Source organism: Vibrio sp. ED004 (assembly GCF_023206395.1).
Classification (GTDB): domain Bacteria; phylum Pseudomonadota; class Gammaproteobacteria; order Enterobacterales; family Vibrionaceae; genus Vibrio.
In genome coordinates this window covers 3,459,141-3,477,223 of record NZ_CP066149.1, presented here as the reverse complement: position 1 = coordinate 3,477,223, position 18,083 = coordinate 3,459,141, and the positions used below count along the sequence as shown (strand labels likewise).

7 protein-coding genes and 10 pseudogenes are annotated in these 18,083 nt (G+C 45.0%); 8 read left to right on the top strand and 9 right to left on the bottom strand.

Annotation, left to right across the window (positions count from 1 at the left end):
• Positions 1 to 125 precede the first annotated feature (125 nt).
• The 3 genes and pseudogenes from fhuB to ITG10_RS15670 all read right to left on the bottom strand — a co-directional run bounded on the left by fhuB (position 126) and on the right by ITG10_RS15670 (position 3,811).
• On the bottom strand, positions 126 to 2,102 hold the full coding sequence (fhuB, locus tag ITG10_RS15680) for a Fe(3+)-hydroxamate ABC transporter permease FhuB (RefSeq protein ID WP_248386493.1): 1,977 nt from the start codon (positions 2,100 to 2,102) through the stop codon (positions 126 to 128).
• Positions 2,099 to 3,035 (bottom strand): annotated as a pseudogene (locus tag ITG10_RS15675) (ABC transporter substrate-binding protein). The gene fhuB and the pseudogene ITG10_RS15675 overlap by 4 nt, the downstream one beginning before the upstream one ends.
• Positions 3,032 to 3,811 carry an ATP-binding cassette domain-containing protein gene (locus ITG10_RS15670; protein ID WP_026084455.1) on the bottom strand — a complete coding sequence of 260 codons (780 nt, stop codon included), beginning with the start codon at positions 3,809 to 3,811 and terminating at the stop codon, positions 3,032 to 3,034. The pseudogene ITG10_RS15675 and the gene ITG10_RS15670 overlap by 4 nt, the downstream one beginning before the upstream one ends.
• A gap of 468 nt (positions 3,812 to 4,279) precedes the next feature.
• On the opposite strand from ITG10_RS15670, the gene ITG10_RS15665 reads away from it, so the two are divergent.
• On the top strand, positions 4,280 to 4,834 hold the full coding sequence (locus ITG10_RS15665; RefSeq protein WP_248386492.1) for a 4'-phosphopantetheinyl transferase superfamily protein: 555 nt from the start codon (positions 4,280 to 4,282) through the stop codon (positions 4,832 to 4,834).
• Between the two features lie 21 nt (positions 4,835 to 4,855).
• On the opposite strand, the pseudogene ITG10_RS15660 reads toward ITG10_RS15665, so the two are convergent.
• The 3 genes and pseudogenes from ITG10_RS15660 to ITG10_RS15650 form a co-directional block, all read right to left on the bottom strand.
• A pseudogene (locus tag ITG10_RS15660) lies at positions 4,856 to 5,322 on the bottom strand (GNAT family N-acetyltransferase).
• A gap of 78 nt (positions 5,323 to 5,400) precedes the next feature.
• Positions 5,401 to 5,538: a hypothetical protein gene (locus ITG10_RS15655; protein WP_017632936.1), complete on the bottom strand. Its 138-nt coding sequence runs from the start codon at positions 5,536 to 5,538 to the stop codon at positions 5,401 to 5,403.
• A gap of 31 nt (positions 5,539 to 5,569) precedes the next feature.
• A pseudogene (locus ITG10_RS15650) lies at positions 5,570 to 6,709 on the bottom strand (PcfJ domain-containing protein).
• 235 nt (positions 6,710 to 6,944) lie between these two features.
• Here ITG10_RS15650 and ITG10_RS15645 point away from each other — a divergent pair.
• From ITG10_RS15645 to ITG10_RS15630, 4 pseudogenes are all read left to right on the top strand, one after another.
• Positions 6,945 to 7,366 (top strand): annotated as a pseudogene (locus ITG10_RS15645) (universal stress protein).
• A 192-nt stretch (positions 7,367 to 7,558) separates the two neighbouring features.
• Positions 7,559 to 8,918: pseudogene (locus ITG10_RS15640) on the top strand (DASH family cryptochrome).
• Positions 8,915 to 10,473: pseudogene (locus ITG10_RS15635) on the top strand (cryptochrome/photolyase family protein). The pseudogenes ITG10_RS15640 and ITG10_RS15635 overlap by 4 nt, the downstream one beginning before the upstream one ends.
• Positions 10,473 to 11,210: pseudogene (locus ITG10_RS15630) on the top strand (SDR family oxidoreductase). Before ITG10_RS15635 ends, ITG10_RS15630 begins: the two co-directional pseudogenes overlap by 1 nt.
• A 93-nt stretch (positions 11,211 to 11,303) precedes the next feature.
• Here ITG10_RS15630 and ITG10_RS15625 read toward each other — a convergent pair.
• Positions 11,304 to 12,189, bottom strand: a pseudogene (locus ITG10_RS15625) (PA4780 family RIO1-like protein kinase).
• Between the two features lie 148 nt (positions 12,190 to 12,337).
• Positions 12,338 to 12,480, bottom strand: a pseudogene (locus ITG10_RS15620) (DUF2256 domain-containing protein).
• Positions 12,481 to 12,682: 202 nt separating this feature from the next.
• On the opposite strand from ITG10_RS15620, the gene ITG10_RS15615 reads away from it, so the two are divergent.
• The 3 genes from ITG10_RS15615 to ITG10_RS15605 all read left to right on the top strand — a co-directional run bounded on the left by ITG10_RS15615 (position 12,683) and on the right by ITG10_RS15605 (position 13,705).
• A complete protein-coding gene (locus ITG10_RS15615) occupies positions 12,683 to 12,838 on the top strand; it encodes a hypothetical protein (RefSeq protein ID WP_248386491.1) in 156 nt (51 codons plus the stop codon).
• A 202-nt stretch (positions 12,839 to 13,040) separates the two neighbouring features.
• Positions 13,041 to 13,379: a hypothetical protein gene (locus ITG10_RS15610; protein ID WP_248386490.1), complete on the top strand. Its 339-nt coding sequence runs from the start codon at positions 13,041 to 13,043 to the stop codon at positions 13,377 to 13,379.
• Entirely contained in the window at positions 13,313 to 13,705 is a 393-nt protein-coding gene (locus ITG10_RS15605) for a transposase (RefSeq protein ID WP_348983555.1), read from the top strand. Before ITG10_RS15610 ends, ITG10_RS15605 begins: the two co-directional genes overlap by 67 nt.
• Before the next feature lie 662 nt (positions 13,706 to 14,367).
• Here the strand turns inward: ITG10_RS15605 and ITG10_RS15600 are convergent.
• Positions 14,368 to 18,082 (bottom strand): annotated as a pseudogene (locus ITG10_RS15600) (AAA family ATPase).
• Position 18,083 lies beyond the last annotated feature (1 nt).

Genomic DNA, 18,083 nt, shown 5'->3' with positions numbered 1-18,083 from the left:
GATAAATTGATAAGGTAATCCCGTTTAAGCCTAACCAAGTGACTTTGTTGTTTTGTTTCTGCGTTGTTTACACCACCGAGCAATTAGCAATTAGCAATCAGAATGGTGTCATCAACATCATTCCACTAAAGCCTTCTCAGCCCCCACATCAGGTACATGCCTCCGATAATCGAAGCCACTAAACCTGCTGGAATTTCTTGTGGGTAAAGCCATTGCCTACCAAGCCAATCTGAGAACAACATCAATGCCATACCGATTAGCGAAGAGCAGATAAGGTGTTCTTTGGCACGGCTATATCCGAAAAGCTTAGCCATGTGCGGCGCCATCAACCCAATGAAGCTCAACGGGCCAACCACCAGTGTTGCACTCACGGTTAAGCACGCGACCAGCACCAACAACAGAATTCGAGATTTTGATACGTTGATGCCTAGAGATTGCGCGCTCGCCTGCCCTAGCGGCAATACATCCAACCATCGCGCACAGAGAAAACCTAACGAGATAAATACAACCGACGATATCAATAACGGAACAAGCGTTGCTTCGGTGACGTAATACGTTGAACCTGCCAACCAAGCCAAAACTTGATAACTTCTTGGATCGCCGCCCGCTAAAACAAAGCTCTGTACTGCATTCATTAATGCCGTTATCGCGACACCTGTCAGCAAAACTCTTTCAGGCTGGAAACCAGACTTCTGATTGAGCAATACAATGATGCCCAAAGTACATACCGCACCAATGAATCCACCAACATATAAACCAATAACGCTACTTCCAAGCCCGGCAAAGATCGCGATGATCAACCCTAACGCCGTACCCGAACCGATACCGATAACTTCAGGACTCGCCATTGGATTACCACTCAAGCGTTGAGCGATCGTGCCAGCGACCGCCAACATGCCACCCGCCAATGCAGCTGCGGCTAACCTAGGTAAACGCCATTCAAGCATCGCCCAATCTTGAGTTTGAAATAACCAGCGCCAACCTTCTGTCTGTACTGAAAATAAACTGAACACCACCAGCGACAAAGCAATAGCTAGGCTCGCCAACACCACGGCATGTTTGTTTAAACGTGATGCCACTTCCTTATGACGCGTTAAGACAGTCTGGGTTTGTGACTGGCTTTTCATTGATAACTTAGGCAATAGCCACAACAACAGTGGCGCACCCAACGCTGCGGTTGCTGCACCTGTTGGGATAAACATCGACATAATGCCCGGCAGCTGTTGAATCAAGAGATCAGTAAGGCTCAATAACAAACCACCAAGTACCATCGAAACCAATAACTTAGGCACTAAACGGTGCACACCCATTAAACGTGCTAATGCTGGCGCAGCTAAACCGACAAACCCGATAACACCCACAGCGCTAACAACCCAAGCTGTAAGTAATACTGCTAATCCAAGACAAGCGACTCTCAATTTAGGTAATGAAACACCTAAGCTCTTAGCACCCTGCTCTGATAACTGGAGCAAACTTAGTGGCTTTGCAAACAGAAACGCGGCAAGACTTGCGATAACCAAGCGCGGAGCTAAGTACTGGACATCTTCCCACCCGCTTTGTACGAGTGAACCTGCGCCCCAAATCATCAAACCGTTGAGCTTATCTTGGTTCATCATCAACAAGACGGTGCTGACAGCACCAAAATAGAGGTTGACCACTAAGCCAGAAACAATGACCACGGTTGGAGATAAGGCACGTCGCCACGACAATGCGAACACCAAACCAATCGTAGAAATGCCACCAATAAGGGCGACCAACGAATACGACCACTCTAAAAGCCAAGGGGCATACAAGGTTGCCAACATAAGGGCAAAGCTTGAACCGCTCGCAACACCTAAAGTCGAAGGCGATGCCAATGGGTTTCTAAGCACTTGCTGCATCAACACACCCGCAACGGCTAGCGCAGCACCTGACAACAGTGTGGAAAACAGCCTTGGCCACCACGCCAAATGCAGTTTCACTGAATCAGGAGAAGAAAAGTCTGCACTCCACAAACTCGATAGCCGACTCAGTCCAAACTGAGAAACAGATAAGTGTTGGCCGATGAGTGCCAACGTAGACACCATTAACAGTGTCAAAACACCAAACGAGAGAGCTCTCATTTCACTTCTCCCTGATTCAGTTCAGACACAATAAAACGAGCAAAGCGTGTGGCGGAAGGAATAGCCCCAAAACTCCAAACAGCGGAACTTGTAACGCCGGATATCCCGACTCCTTCACTATGTATTGCCAAAACTGATTTTGTTTCAGGCTCTCTTCTGTTCCAGCAGGCATTGGAGAGATAATAACAATTTGCCCATCAACACCGATCAGCTGGTCGACCCCGACTAAACTGTATCCCCAAGCGTTTGTCTGTCCTTTCCACGCGGATTCAAGACCAATCTTGTTGACTGACGCTTTGTAAAGACTGTTGTTCCCAAAGACGCGGACGTGGTTAGTGTCCATGAACTGCACCATCAACATAGCGGGCGCGTTATTTGGTAGCTGCGTGCCTAAACGACCCATTTCTGCATTTGCCTGTGCAATCAAAGTTTCAGCTTGGGGCTCTTTTTCAGATACCTCAGCTAATTGTCGCGTGACGCGCTCTAACGCTGACCAATCCACATCACCACTTCGGTACAAACCAATCGTCGTGACAGGCGCAATTTTGCTTAGTTGAGTTTCCAACGTAGAAAACATCGGCGAGAGCAATATTTTATCTGGCTTAAGCTCATGAATACGTTCAAGGTTCGGCTGCGTTCGCAAGCCAACATCCGCAACGGTTTGAGGAATCTCTGGGGATTTCACCCATGAGTTATAATCGGGTATTTGAGCAACGGCGACTGGCGTTACACCCAATGCCAAAAGCGTTTCGGTATGAGTCCAATCAATCGAAACTAAGCGCGGGCTTGGAGCTGCGCTAACATCAAGCATGTCTTTTCAGTAGCGGAAACGGGAATAACAGCCAATAAGCTCGCACAAACAAGACTCGAAACAACGGAGTGCCTAATGTTCATACGAACAAAGCTAGGTTGAAGATAACGGCTAAACATCATGCTGTCTCCAAATCACCAGGCATTGCGACTGGGTAACCCGCCGAGTGCTGAGTAATGTGCATAGGTACACCATAGATGTCTTTCAATATCGACTCTTTGAACACTTCATCAACCACGCCTTCGACCAATAGCTCCCCGCTATGAAGGGCAATGATATGATCGCAAAAGCGCGCTGCCATGTTGATATCGTGTATCACGATGATCACACCGATCTCTAACGTTTCACTCAATTGCTTAATCAATGTCAGCATTTCAATCTGATGACCAATATCGAGCGCTGCTAGTGGTTCATCGAGCAATAGGTATTTGGTGCGCTGAGCCAACAGCATCGCAAGCCACACACGCTGGCGTTCACCACCCGACAAAGTATCGACTAAACGATCAGCGTATTGGATAGTGTCGGTGAGTTGCATCGCCTCTTGAACGTATTGCTTATCTTTACTTGAGAGTCGGCCTAATAAGCCATGCCAAGGGTAACGACCAAAGCTCACAAGATCTTTGCCTGATAGACTATCGGTTGCGGGTAAATGTTGTGGTAAGTAGGCAATTTGCTGAGCGAAATCTTTATCTGACCACTTAGCTACAGGTTTATCTTTAAGAAAAATATCACCTGAAGTGGCGTGCTGTTGCTTAGCGAGCAACTTTAATAAGGTCGACTTCCCGGAGCCGTTGTGCCCAACTAAAGCGTAAATTTTTCCTTGCTCAAACGACACATCAAATGTCTTGAGCAATTGTTTATCCCCTACGCTAAAACCGAGTCCCTTTGCTTCGAGCATATCTTCAACCTTAAAACACATCATTCACTAAAAATTAATGAAATACGAACATATTCATAAAATCATTAACAGACACGCTTTTATACACTTGCAAAAATTCAAATGCAAACGATTTTCATTTAGATTAAACTATATGCCATACGAGCTTTTTCCCTATAATTTAAAGGGTTAGCGTTCTTACGATGAATCACATACGCTTGTTACGGATTATTCACCTTGTTGCAAAATGGTTAAGCCAATGAAGAACAGCACCTTTCACCCATTACCACTGGATCATCCGTTTATGGTCGATGAATTCTGTTTTACAACAGGCTTGGGCTTCAATGATAAAAGATTGATATCCATATCGCGCAGTTTGATAAACGGCACTTCAATGACAAGCTATTTGATATAACTAACGTGTACTGCCCCATCGCAATTACTCATTCGGTCGACAAAAGGAAGGCCGAATACTTTGCAGGGCGTTATTTGGTCGCAAAGGAGTTACAACAACTGGGCTTCGCGCATCAGAGGCTTGAGCCAAACATTGCCCGAAGCCCAACGTTGCCTTCAGGTGTTGCGGGTTCAATTTCCCACAGTGAAGACTTGGCTTGTATCGCGGTTTTACCTTCTCGCAATTCAAACAGAGAAAGCATCGGGATTGATATTCAACACTCAATAACAAATGACGTATGTCGTGATATCGGAAACATGGTGGCAAACGTTGATGAGATAGAGCTTATGCTGAAGTTTGGGATGACTTATTCAGAAGCTGTGACATTACTATTTTCGGCTAAGGAAGCCATCTATAAAGCGTTGGGTCGATTTGTGACTAACAGCTTGGATTTTGGCTCTGCAACACTGATCGCGATAGACAAAGTCGGTGTTAAATTTGCATTATCACAACAAGTCATTTTGCAAACTCACGACATCATAAGTGACAGTGTAGCAAGAAGTGATTTAAGGGCAATAACCTGCCAGTACAGGTACTTAGAACAACAGCAAGCGTATTTAACCGTGTGTTATTGCCAACTTGATAAATAACGATTGCGCTGATTAACCAACTTAAATAGGAATGCTCATCACATGATGGTCGGGATCGGTTTCTATATCGACGGTTGACCAACCAAGGGAGAGATACAAAGACGGAATATTAGTGTAGGCGTAAAGATCAGACGTTGAATCTTGCGACGCTGCAGACTGATAGAAGCCTGGCATTTGCTCGACCGCACGCTTGATCAACTCACTCGCAATGCCTTGACCGCGCCATTCCTCATCCACATAAACGGCATTGATCCATACTACATCCCTCACTTTATGAGGTTCTTGAAAATGGGAATACGCCAAACCGCCAATCACGACATTTTCGCGAAGCACTACGAGTACTGGTGGCAATTGAATATTGTCGGGGTTGATTGCTCTGGATAGGCCGTTTTAAACTCAAAGTCCGCCCATTCGCTTTGAAAAAGACGTTCGAGCTGTCGCCAGTGTGGTGAGTGTTGGTCACATTGTCTGAAGACGACTTTCTGCATTCAAAATTCCTTTTCAAATACTGGATAAATAGGGCTGTAGATCATGACTTTTGATGTAGGGATAGAAGACGAATATCACTACTCTTCTTCCTCATAATGTTCATCGTCTGGTTCTTGATTAATCTCTTCTCCACAGCCTAAGCATTCGGTTTGTAAGTCAGTTGGCATAACAATAATCAAACCACAATGAGGACATAAATCGCCTTGCTGATACATACTGATTTTCCTTCAACTTCACGACGATAACTTATTCACGACGATACTTCGGATACTTTTGCTTGCTCGTTTCTAACCAATCATGGATAACTTGCAGAGCAGATTCAGACGGCGGTGCATTCCTTTGCCACAGATTTGGTCAATTTCAAACGGAAATACTTTGCTAGGAACACGGCGCAAGCCTATGGTCAAACGCTGAGGTTTCAACACTCTAAACACCACATAGCGATCACTCATGATTCTATTATGGTACACGCCTATACAGTGTTTTTGCTCGATACCCTCTTTCTCGAGGTCGTAGTAATCGGTAATTGGGTGGATGTTGTCATTACCAAGTAGAGGCACAGGATAAGGAATATCCATGTCTAATGGGCGACTGCCTTCTAGACGACGCAGTTGACGCTGTTCCGTCCATCTATCATGAAGCTGTTCAAACATCGCGAATGAGTTTTGGCTGGTAATCGAGCGCAGAGGATCATCAATTTCTAAATCCTGCCCTAACAAAATTGCATCTTGGAACATCGCCATCTTCGATGGAGCATTGAGCCTGCCCTCTTCAACCATCGCAATACCGAGTCGACTGCCTGTCAAAAATGGATGTACTTGGTCCAAACGCAGTGCTGTGTAGCCGACCTTTGAGTAGTGCTTAAACTTAAGAAACGCGCCTTTGTAATGGCTCAAGGATTCGAACGATGTGGTCGAGCTCGTCACCAACGTTGTAGTGCAGCTCTAGCTTATCGATAAATTTCAGCGTCGCTTTGCTGCTGTCTAAACCCAACTTGGCTAAGATCTTCTTTTGTCCTAAACGGCTCAGCTCTAATGCTTTCTGATTATCGACACTGTATTTCATGCAAATCATCGCCAAGATAACGGGCCTTAATTCAAGCAGTTGTGCCGCTTCATAGGTGTTCGCAGCCAACCATAGCATTTGATACTGATACTCTGGAAAGTCATCTGTGATTTCACGATAACGAGCTGGCAAGGATTCTAACCAGCGACCATTAACATCAAACTGCTCCACAAGATTGAGACTTAACCCAATGCCACCATCAAGCGGGCGTCTACCATCTTCGAACACATGAAAGCCCACGAGCTTTTGCGACCAATCACTGATCTCAATATCGTAATCAAAGCCAAGTGTTCGAGTGGGAATGGTAAGTAATGCTGTCATTGATGCCTCTTCGTTAATGGCGCGTTGGACTGTCGAGCCTATCTACTAGCATAAGCTAACGCTCGAACCACTATAACAACCTTTTGTAAATTTCTTATCAATCAAAGCGATATAGATACGAGGGTACTTAGAAGATCTTTGAATGATGATTTTGCGCAATATGAGACCTCTTCGATATCATTTGCGCCAACAAAAACTATGCTTGATACATAACCCACAATAAAAGGCTTAAATTATGGAATACCGACATATTCTAGTCGCCGTTGAACTATCTGAAGACACCAAAGTACTTATTGATAGAGCGGCTTTCTTCGCCGATAAACTCGATGCGGGTATTTCGTTTGTTTATATCGACGGTACCCATGGTGAAATTTATCCTGAACTCGTTGATATTCAAGGGAACGACGGTGATTTACCCATCAATGAAGATGCAGTTAATCACCTGAAAGAGTTTGAGGCTTATGCAAAGCACCTATCAAGCATATTTTCGTGGGTACGGGCGATTTGAACGATAAACTCAAAAATACCATCGAAGCAAACAACGTCGACCTATTGATGTGTGGTCACCACCATGATTTTTGGCATAAACTTATTTCCCATTCGAAACAGATCATCGACACCTCTCCTATCGATATTCTAGTCGGTTCTATGGAATAGAGGCTTTAACGCCCTCCTAGAAATATCCTGTCTTGCCAACCTCTATCGGTATTATTGGTTGGCTGAGCCTCCCCTATTAAATCACCTTCTTAAACTCAATCTAACTATCATTCACTCGCTGAAATCATTTGTGATCTTGTCAGCCTATCAACTCGTAAGCGTCTAATAATTAAAAAATAACGAGTGTAAGCAATGAAAAAGATTGGCCTCTATCTGTTTACAAATGACTTAAGAATCAAAGACAATCTGTTACTCCATCATGCAGCACAGAGTGTCGATGAACTCATCTGCGTGATCGTCGAACCAAGCCTGTCTCAATTCTCCGCAGACTTCGCCCAAGAGCTTGAATACGGTTCCCATCGTCGTGATTTCATTTCGCAGTCAATAGGCAATCTTGCAGCGAATTTAGAAGGCCTTGGACAAAAATTCATTCGTTTAAGTCAGAATCTACTGGAGCTAAATACAAGCGTTCCAACACTCAGTCATATTATTGCTTCACAAAACGTCACACACTTTTTCGCAAGCGCACATTGTGGTTATGACGAGAAATCTCTCACAAACGAGTTATTAAACAAACACCCAAATTTGATATCGAGTTTGTCGCACCACACTACTTTGTTTGAGCAAGGTGAACTGCCGTTTGAGTTATCAAAGCTTCCACGTTCGTTTACCAAGTTCAGAATGCAAGTTGAGCACACGGATATTGATACTCCTGAAACGGTCATTTCCCAACTTCCACCAACTCCCACATCTCTACTTGACGAGTCTGAGGCCTTAACTGAGAGTCCTCTCTTCGGTATATCTAGGCGGCGAAACAGCCGGTTTGGTTCATTTAAAGCACTACTTTTCACAGAGCTATGCCCGCTCTTACAAACAGACACGGAATGCGTTTGATGGAATCGAAAACTCAACCAAATTCTCGCCTTGGTTGGCACTTGGCTGTGTTTCTCCGAAAACAATCTACCGCCACTTAAAACAGTTTGAAGCACAACACGGAGCGAACGACTCGACTTATTGGATCTACTTTGAGTTGTTATGGCGTGAGTACTTCTATTGGAAAGGCTTATCGCTCGGCTCGTCACTGTTTGGCACAAACAATGAACTCGATAATCAACACGCTTCAACATCATCGAACCTCTGCTTCGCCAAATGGAAAAGTGGCAACACCAACTACCCAATTGTCGATGCCTGTATGCGCCAGCTTAACGCCACAGGTTATATGTCTAATCGAGGAAGACAGCTTGTCGCGAGCTGCTTGATTTATGAATTAGGGATCGATTGGCGACATGGTGCAGCTTACTTCGAGAGCCAGCTCATCGACTATGACGTAGCTTCAAACTGGGGTAACTGGGCGTATATTGCTGGGGCGCTCAACTCTCAAACAAACAGTCAGGCCAACAAGAAAGACGGTGCCAATCAAGCGCAACCTAAATCACGCCATTTCGACTTAGTTAAGCAGACAGAGACGTATGACCCGGAGCATACATTTATAAACAAATGGCACCGTGAAGACGAAGCTTCAGCCACACCTAGATACCAGGACGTAATATGAAATACAAAACCGTGCGCCTTCTCTTGGGTGACCAGCTCAACATTGAGCACTCTTGGTTTGATCATGTTAGCGATGAAGTGATTTACCTCATCGCCGAATTGAAACAAGAAACCGACTACGTAGCGTCACACGTACAGAAAGTCGCTGCGTTCTTCTCTGCTTTGGGCTACTTCGCTGAGGAACCGACACAACGCGGCCATCAAGTATTACACCTAACCTTGGATGACACGGCACAATTCAACAACCTCGATGCATTGCTACAGCATTACACACATGAGTTTGACGCTGAAAAGTTCGAATACCAAAGGCCGACGAATACCGCCTATTACAGCAGTTGAACCAGCTCAAGTTGCCCAAAGCGATCAAAGGTTGCTGCGATTCAGAGCACTTCCTCTTCCCGTTTGACGAAATTGAACAGCAGTTTCCGAAAGACAAACACATCATGATGGAACACTTCTATCGTCGAATGAGAAAGCGTTTCAACATTCTATTAGAAGACGGAAAGCCGGTCGGTGGTAAATGGAACTACGACGCAAATAACCGTAAGAAGCTTAAGAAGCAAGACATTGATAACCTGCCACAGCCTTTGATGTTTGCGAACGATATATCATCTATTTTAGAAAGGATCGAACGCCATCAAGTAGAAACCATAGGGACAGTTGGTAACCAGTTATTATGGCCAGTCAATCGCGCGCAAAGCTTGTCTCTGCTCGCCCACTTCTGCCAAGTCTGTTTGCCGCTGTTTGGACACTTTCAAGACGCGATGACCACAGAACACGACTCTAAATGGAGCTTGTATCACAGCCGTATTTCGTTCTCATTGAACAGCAAACTTCTTAGCCCCAAAGAAGTCATTGATGCGGCACTTTCCGCCTACCAAGCTTCTTCTAAGTCAAACACTCCAACTATCGATATTGCACAGGTCGAAGGTTTCGTACGTCAAGTTCTGGGGTGGCGTGAATACATACGTGCGGTGTATTGGGCGAACATGCCTGCGTACGCCAACAAAAACCACTACGACGCCGATCGTCAATTGCCTCATTACTTCTGGGATGGTCAAACCAAAATGAACTGCATGAAGCACGCGATTGGTCAGTCATTGGAGTTTGCTTACGCGCATCATATTCAAAGGCTCATGGTCACGGGCAACTTCTGCTTAATCACGGGCATCGCACCCGACCAAGTCGACAGTTGGTACCTTGGCATTTACGTTGATGCCATTGAATGGGTCGAAATGCCAAATACGCGAGGTATGGCACTGTTTGCGGATGGCGGGATCGTAGGAACCAAACCATACTCTGCCAGCGGTTCGTACATTAATCGCATGAGTGACTACTGCAAAGGCTGCCATTATCAGATTAAAGAACGTAGTGGTGAACGCTCGTGTCCATTCAATAGCTTGTACTGGCGTTTTATGAATCAACACCGTGAAGCATTAAATCGAAACCCTCGAATGGGGATGCTGTATCGCTCTTGGGACAATATGGACGAACACGATCAGCAAACAATACTTGATACCGCAGAACAACGAATGACTAACTTGGAGGACTTATAATGGTGGAGCAACTCAGATTACACATATTGGTTATAGGTGGTAGCGGCGGCATCGGTTTTGCCGTGGTTAAGCACCTATTGTCTGAGCTGTCTCGCTTTGATTTTCTCGATGTGCATGTCGACGCCACTTATCACTCGCAACAACCTGAACCAGAAGATCACCGTCTACATTGGCACCAAGTCGATGCGACTAGCGAAGTCGATATAAAAGAGCTCAGCACTCAATTCGAAAGATTAGATTGGTTAATTAACTGCGTCGGTATGCTGCATACGCCAGACTTAGGGCCAGAAAAGAATCTGTCGTCTATCGACCCAGAGTTCTTCTTGAAAAACATCTCCGTCAATACCCTACCTAGCTTGATATTGGCTAAGCACTTCACTCAATCCTTAAAGCCAGCGACAATCCAAAATTTGCCGTGGTATCAGCTAAGGTAGGCAGCATTTCAGATAACAGATTAGGCGGTTGGTATAGCTATCGTTCATCCAAAGCCGCGCTTAACATGTTCATCAAAACTATGTCGATTGAATGGCTACGAACACTCAAAAAGGCACGGTGTTAGCACTGCACCTGGCACAACCGATACCGCTCTATCTAAGCCTTTTCAAAATAATGTGCCTCAAGGAAAGCTGTTTGAATCGAGTTATGTCGCCCATCAATTGGTCGATATTATTCGCACTGCGACGCCTGAACAAACCGGACATTTTTACGCATACGATGGTGAACAACTGACTTGGTAAGAACGAATAAAAGAAAACCCAACCGAGTGGATGCTCTGTTGGGTTATTTGGTTTGAGGAAGTGCTGATTTAAAGCAGATAATAATTCAAAGGCTTAAGACTCAGCCCAATTAAACTTACTCTCGTCCACTCCGTCTTTCTCTTCCTTAGCACGTTCACGTCGGTGTTGCTCTTCAATTCTGGCCGCGTCTATCTCATGCATAATCGCATCGATGTCTGCCAAAGCATCACTTTCTGTAAACTCGCCAGTTAACTTGCTGTCTGGCTTAAGGTCGCCTTTTCGTAGAGCGCCCACATTTCCTTGGCATACTCAGTTTTTGCTAATTCAGGTGCAAACTGTGCGTAATAATCACGAATGTTATTGATATCACGAGTCAGCATCCATTCAGCATTGTTATTCGCCGAAGCATCAACTGCTTGTGGTAGATCGATAATCACTGGACCGTATTCGTCAACTAATACGTTGAATTCAGACAAGTCACCATGGATCAAACCGACACACAACATCTTAACCACGTAAGTCATCATCACTGCGTGGTGTTCAATAGCTTGCTCTGGAGACATCACCACATCATTTAGTCTTGGGGCAACGTAACCTTCGTCGTCCGTAACCAATTCCATCAGCAATACGCCGTCAAAGCAGCCATAAGGAACAGGCACACGAACGCCCGCTTCGGCTAGCTTATATAGAGCATCCACTTCAGCGCTTTGCCACACCTTCTCTTGTTGCTCGCGACCAAAACCAGAGCCCTTTTCCATAGCTCGCGCTCGGCGGCTATTACGCACCTTTCGGCCTTCTCGGTATGCTATCGCTTTTTAAAGCTACGCTGGCTAATTTCCTTATATACCTTGGCACAACGGATCGTATCGCCGCAGCGTACAATGTACACCGATGCTTCTTTGCCACTCATAAGTTGGCTTGTCACCTCGTCGACTAAACCATCGTCAACTAAAGGCTGTATTCTTTTAGGTATCTTCATGCCGCCTTTATACATCACTTATCTTACAGATAGAAATATAAACTTAAGAAATGAAGGGATAAGCGATTAAAGACTTATTAAATGAATCAGAAACGAAAGGAGTTCTTCAATTTGGAGTTACGAAAGTAGGATTCTATGTGGAAGGATGTTATGAAGGCTTAGATTTATGACGACGGCAACGTTCAGAGCAATAGATAACTTCATCCCAGCAACGCTGCCACTTTTACGCCACGAGAAAGATTTGTTGCAAACAGGACATGTCTTCGTTGGGAGATGTGGTTTCTTGTGCATGCGCGGCTCCTTCTGTGTAGCGCTCTCATTCAACATGCTAAACAGCGAGATTCCCTATTACGCTCGTCCCTCGCTTTAGGGAATGACGAAAGTAATAACAACAAACATAGATTCTCTACTACACTCAATGGTATGGACTCCCCACCTTAACTGACAGTGTCAGCTAAAGTTACAGGTGCGAACCAAAACAGGAGCCCATACTATGAATAAATTTAACACAATCTCGATTGATTTAGCCAAATCCGTCTTTCAAGTCGCGGTATTTAACCGCCATGGAAAGCGTAAGTTGAACCAAGCTATGTCTAAAAAGAAAATGCTAACGGTCATCAGCCAACACCTGGCGCGACCATTTGCATAGAGGCCTGTGCGGCATCTCATTATTGGGGACGAACGTTTCAAAGCCGTGGTCATACCGTCAAAATGATACCTCCCCAAAAAGTGAAGCCATATCGCTGTGGTAATAAGAACGATGCTAATGATGCTATCGCGATTTACGAAGCTTCCTTACGCTCCGATATTCATGCGGTACCAGTAAAACACCTGAGCAGCAAGATATCGCTATGCTGCTGAGTTTAAGACAAAGCTATATAAAACAACGCACAGCAGTAAGTCTACGGATCCGTGGCTATGCAGCGGAATGTGGAATTACCTTCCCACAAGGAGCCAATAAACTGCGAGAACTGCTCCCTCTCGTTATCGAAGATGCAGAGAATGAATTAACACTGACAACTCGATTCGTTCTCCGAGAATTACATGCTCAGCTACTAAGTCTTGATGAGCCTATCGAGAGAGTTGAATCGCAACTTATAGACTTTGCAAAGCAAATACCCGCTTGCCAGTTATTAATCACTTTACGAGGTGTACGTTGGGTGATTGCAAGTGCCATTTTTCCCGCCTAGGTGACGCTTCGGCCTATAGAAATGGGCGAGGGGCTAGTGCGAGCTTAGGTTTAGTTCCGGCTCATACTGGCAGTGGTGGTAAGAACAAAAACCACGGAATAAGTAAATCAGGTGATAAAACCTTACGCTCTCTTGTCGTTCATGGAGCAAGAGCAGTGGTAGCGAATATACGAGATAAAGAAGATCGCTTAAGTTGCTGGATACGAAACTTGTTAGAAAGAAAGTCGTTTAACCAAGTAGTTGTCGCCCTTGCTAACAAAACGATCAGAATGGCTTGTGCCATGCTGAAGAGCAATCGATCTTATAATGAAACGTTACTCGCTTAACAATTGATTTTATAAGGTTAAGGGGAGACATCAATCCCCATGTAAGCAAGTAAATTATGGTAAAGAGTGAGCATAGCAAGCAAGAGAAACTCTGAGAGGGACGAAGGTGATAATACACCACACGCTCGATAAGAACTTTTGCTGAGTGGATTAAGCCATAGAGGTTCGGGGTAGCTCCCATAAAGAAACCGAATATACGTGCACTTGCGTACCTTTACTCGTTTCCTTGCAATACTAGGGGGAGTCCATATACGTTCCTCACTTTGGGGAATGACTGAAGTAACACGAACAAACCTAGATTCCTATTACGCTCGTTCCTCGCTTTAGGGAATGACGGAAGTAACACGAACAAACCTAGATTCTCTATTACGTGTGTTCCTCACTTTGGGGAATAACGAAAGTAATACGAACAAAGCTCGATTCCCTATTACGCTCGTTCCTCACTTTAGGGAATAGCGGAGGTAATACCAACAAACCTAGATTTCCTATTACGCTCGTTCCTCACTTTATGGAATAACGACAGAGTGATTGATGACAATTCCCGACTCCGTCATCCTCGAGAAGGAGGAACGACTGAGTCGGGGATCTGCTTTTACCACAACTGAATCCATTTCGGTTCAACTGGCTATGCTTCCAATATCAAGCACCAGTCACATGGAAATCTACGCGACAACTTTGTACTGCTTCTCCATCTCACTGACACCAAGGCCAGAGTGCTTTGTCACTTTCAATTGAACTGGCACTCGCTCTTTGAGTGCCTCAACGTGGCTGATCACGCCAATCATCTTGCCTGACGCATTCAGGTTATCGAGCGCATTCAGTGCGATGTCTAATGTCGCTATCAAGCGTACCAAACCCTTCATCCAAGAACAGAGAATCAATACTGGTTTTGTAACTCACAAGATCAGAAAGTGCTAATGCCAACGCCAAACTCACCAAGAAGCTTTCGCCGCCTGACAGAGTTTTGGTATCTCGCATCACATCGCCCTGCCACGTATCCAATACCTGCAGCTCTAAGCCATCGTCGGCTTTACGTTTTAACTCATAACGACCGTGCAAACGCTGAAGTTGCTTGTTCGCCAAATAGACCAAGTTTTCCAGAGTCAGCCCCTGTGCAAACTTACGGAACTTGTCACCATTCTTAGAACCAATTAACGAATTCAGACGAGAGATATCATCAAATTCGACTTGCTGATCAGAAATCTGTTTGAACAAGTCTTGCTGGTTACTGCGATTCTGACGATCCGTTTCAAGGTTGGCAGAAATCGCACCGATCTTCGTCGCATGACTTTGTTGCGCGTTTTGGCATTCCGTCGTTGCTTCTTCTACTTGCTGTTGATCTTGCTCTTGCCATGTTTGCGCATTGTCGTGGTTTTGTAGCTCCACTTGGGCTGCTTTAGCGGTGTTTAACCTTGCTTGCGCACTAACAATTGCCTCGTCTAACGACTTCTTAAGGTTTTGCAGTTGGGTACGAACTTCTTCGTCTAACAATGCGGCTTCAAAATCAACTTCAGCTTCGAATGGGCTCGCTTGTAAAGCTTCGACCCAAGCAGTCGTTGCTTGCGTGTGGCTTGATTGCTTACTCACCAATTCATCAGAGAAACCAGTATGTTTCGTTTGCTCGGTTCGATGTTCCAGTTCACAGCGGTTAACAACCACCTGAGCAGCATCAAATGCAGTGACCGCATCCGCCACTTTCTGCTTCATCGCATTGCTGGCAGTTTGAATGTCTTTCTCACCAAACAATTGCACCCTTTCCGAGCCGATGCGAGCCAATTCCGCCGCTAACGATCCGCTCTCTTTATTTAACGTATCGAGCTCTTTCTGCACACTGCTTAGCTTGTCATCCAACGTTTTTTGCTCTGCACATTGAGTAATCAGTTGCTTCTCTAGTTCGGCGTGTTGTTGTTTTGTTTGCATCCATGTGTTTGATGCTTGGAGCTTTTCAGCGAACCAAGCGTCAATGTGTTCAAGTTCAGGCGCTTCGATAGAGGTTTCAAAATACTCTCTTTTAGCGAGCTCCATTGTTGATCTTTCTGTTGAGCCGTGTGGTTTATCTGTTCGTTTACACTTTGGTTTTGCTTGTTGAGATCCTCTAAGCGTTGCTCGGCCAGTTCTAGGTTTGCTTGCGCTTTGTCTGCCGTCATTCTCGCCGATAAACGCTGTTTCTCAGCTTCAGAAAACAAAGTTTTAGCATCGACGAGTGCTTTCAACTGGAGCAAGGTTTGATTGAGTTGAAGCTCACATTGCTCTGCAAACGTCATCACTGCAGCTTCGTTACCTAAATCGTTAACCGTTAACAATGCCAACTCTGGAGCTGTGTTAGGGAAATCAGACAAACTCTGTTGAAGCTTGCCAATTATGCCTTGCCAGTTCAATTGAGCTTGTTGAATGTCCGCTTGAGCGCGCTGAATATCATCGTTGAGCGCAGTAATCATAGGAGCAAGAGAATCTAGCTTTTGGCGATGCTCTTGACCGTCTTTCTTGATAATTGCTAACTCATGCTTTTCACGCTCTTGTTGGGCAACCAAGTTTGCAATGTCTTGCGATTGTTCTATCGAATGATCTGTTGAGCCACACAATGGGCATTCAGATCCAGATTCTAAAGCTGCTCGGTATTTTGCCAGTTCCCCTTCTTGCGCGATCAACAAGGTTAAGCGTTCAAGCGATGTCTCTTTCTCTTTGTATCGCTCGACTAGCACTTCGCGTTTCTTTCGAAAGCTTATCAGCTTGCTGAGTATTAATTTGATGCGCTTGAGTTTTAGCCCCAAGCTGTTGCTGAGCGTTTAAAAACTACGATTAATGTCCAGTAACGAGTGCGTGTTGCGATTCCAAAACTCCAACAACTCTTTTTGAGTATGTAACACTTGTTCACTGGTATTGCCTTGCAAGTCTTCCCATTGCTGCTTGGTATTGTTTTCTGTCACAACCAATTCAGCTAAGGTTTGATCTTGTGTTGCTTTGGCTTGTTGCGCACTTTTTATAACCGCTTGCTGAGTATCAAGAGCCGATAAAGCTTGCTTAGCCGAGTTCAACTGTTCTGAATGCTGACGCTCTAAAGCGCGAACTTGCTCTACCTTGGCTTGCCACTGGCCTAGGTATTTTTCTAACTGTTGGTCGGCTTGGTGGGCTGTTAAGTAATCAGAGCTGAGCTTTTCTTGCTGTTTCAACTCATCGATCTGCTTCGTTAATACAAGCTGATGATTGCGCTGCTGCGAGTGTTGTTCATTGAGTACATTCGCTGAATTAACTGCAGCAGATTGCTTGTCTTTAAGCACTGCAATTTGGTTATCTAGCGGACGAACCTGCTCAATGATCTTCTCTTGATCTTGTTGTTCAGTTTTTATCTTCTGAACAGCGTCGCTGCTTTGCGTCAGCTTAGCTTGTGCGTCTTGTTTCTCCGCGTCACGAACTGCCAGTAATTTAGTGCTGTTATTTAGGTTAGCTTGAGTGGTACTTACCTCTTGCTCGCAACGCTTTAAATCTTTATGCAGCGGGCGCAGTTTTTCAGCTGGTTCGCTATTTGCCAAGCGTGCCAACGATGCTTGGTTATGTTGCAATTCATCCTGCGCAGTTTTTAAGTCGTGCTCGCTCGTCGCAATAGTGTGTTGCGCTTTGGTCACGTCTTTCCACCAACTCAGGTGGGCTTGCCACTCCTTGAGTTGCTCGGCGAAACGCTTTTGTTCGGCTTCAAGGGTTTCTCGTTCCGTTGTAAGCTCTTGGATTTGCTCTTCAGACAATAAGCTCACACCCTCGGCTTTCGCTTTCAGGTGATTCAGTGCTTCTTCACTCGATTTAAAGTGATCGTAAATACGCTCTGAAATCAGGCTATAAACTTCGGTACCCGTTAGCTCTTCTAACAGCTCGGCACGATCATTTGCATTGGCATTGAGGAATGCAGCAAATTCGCCTTGAGACAACATGATCGATTTAGTAAAGCGTGAAAAGTCCAAACCCGTTACCTGCTCAACCAGCTTGGTCTTCTTGGTTAACATGGTTTCTAAGACTTTATCGGTGTCGGCATCCGCAAATTCACAAGTCGGTGTTTGCAATGCACCATCGTGTTTACCTCGGGCACGTTTTTTGATGGAAGTTAGAACGGTAGGTTTTACCTTGAACTTCGAATTCAAGTTCAGCAAAACATTCGCCAGTACCGCGCGTCATCAGTTCGTTATTCCCTTTCGCAATACTCTTCAAACGCGGCGTTCGGTGGAATAACGCTAAACAGATCGCGTCAAGAATGGTGGTTTTGCCCGCCCCGGTTGGACCTGTAATGGCAAACAGACCATTTTCTGCAAACGGTGATTGGGTAAAGTCGAGCTTCCAACGACCTTTCAAAGAGTTAAGGTTTTCAAATTCTAGGCTTAAAATCTTCATA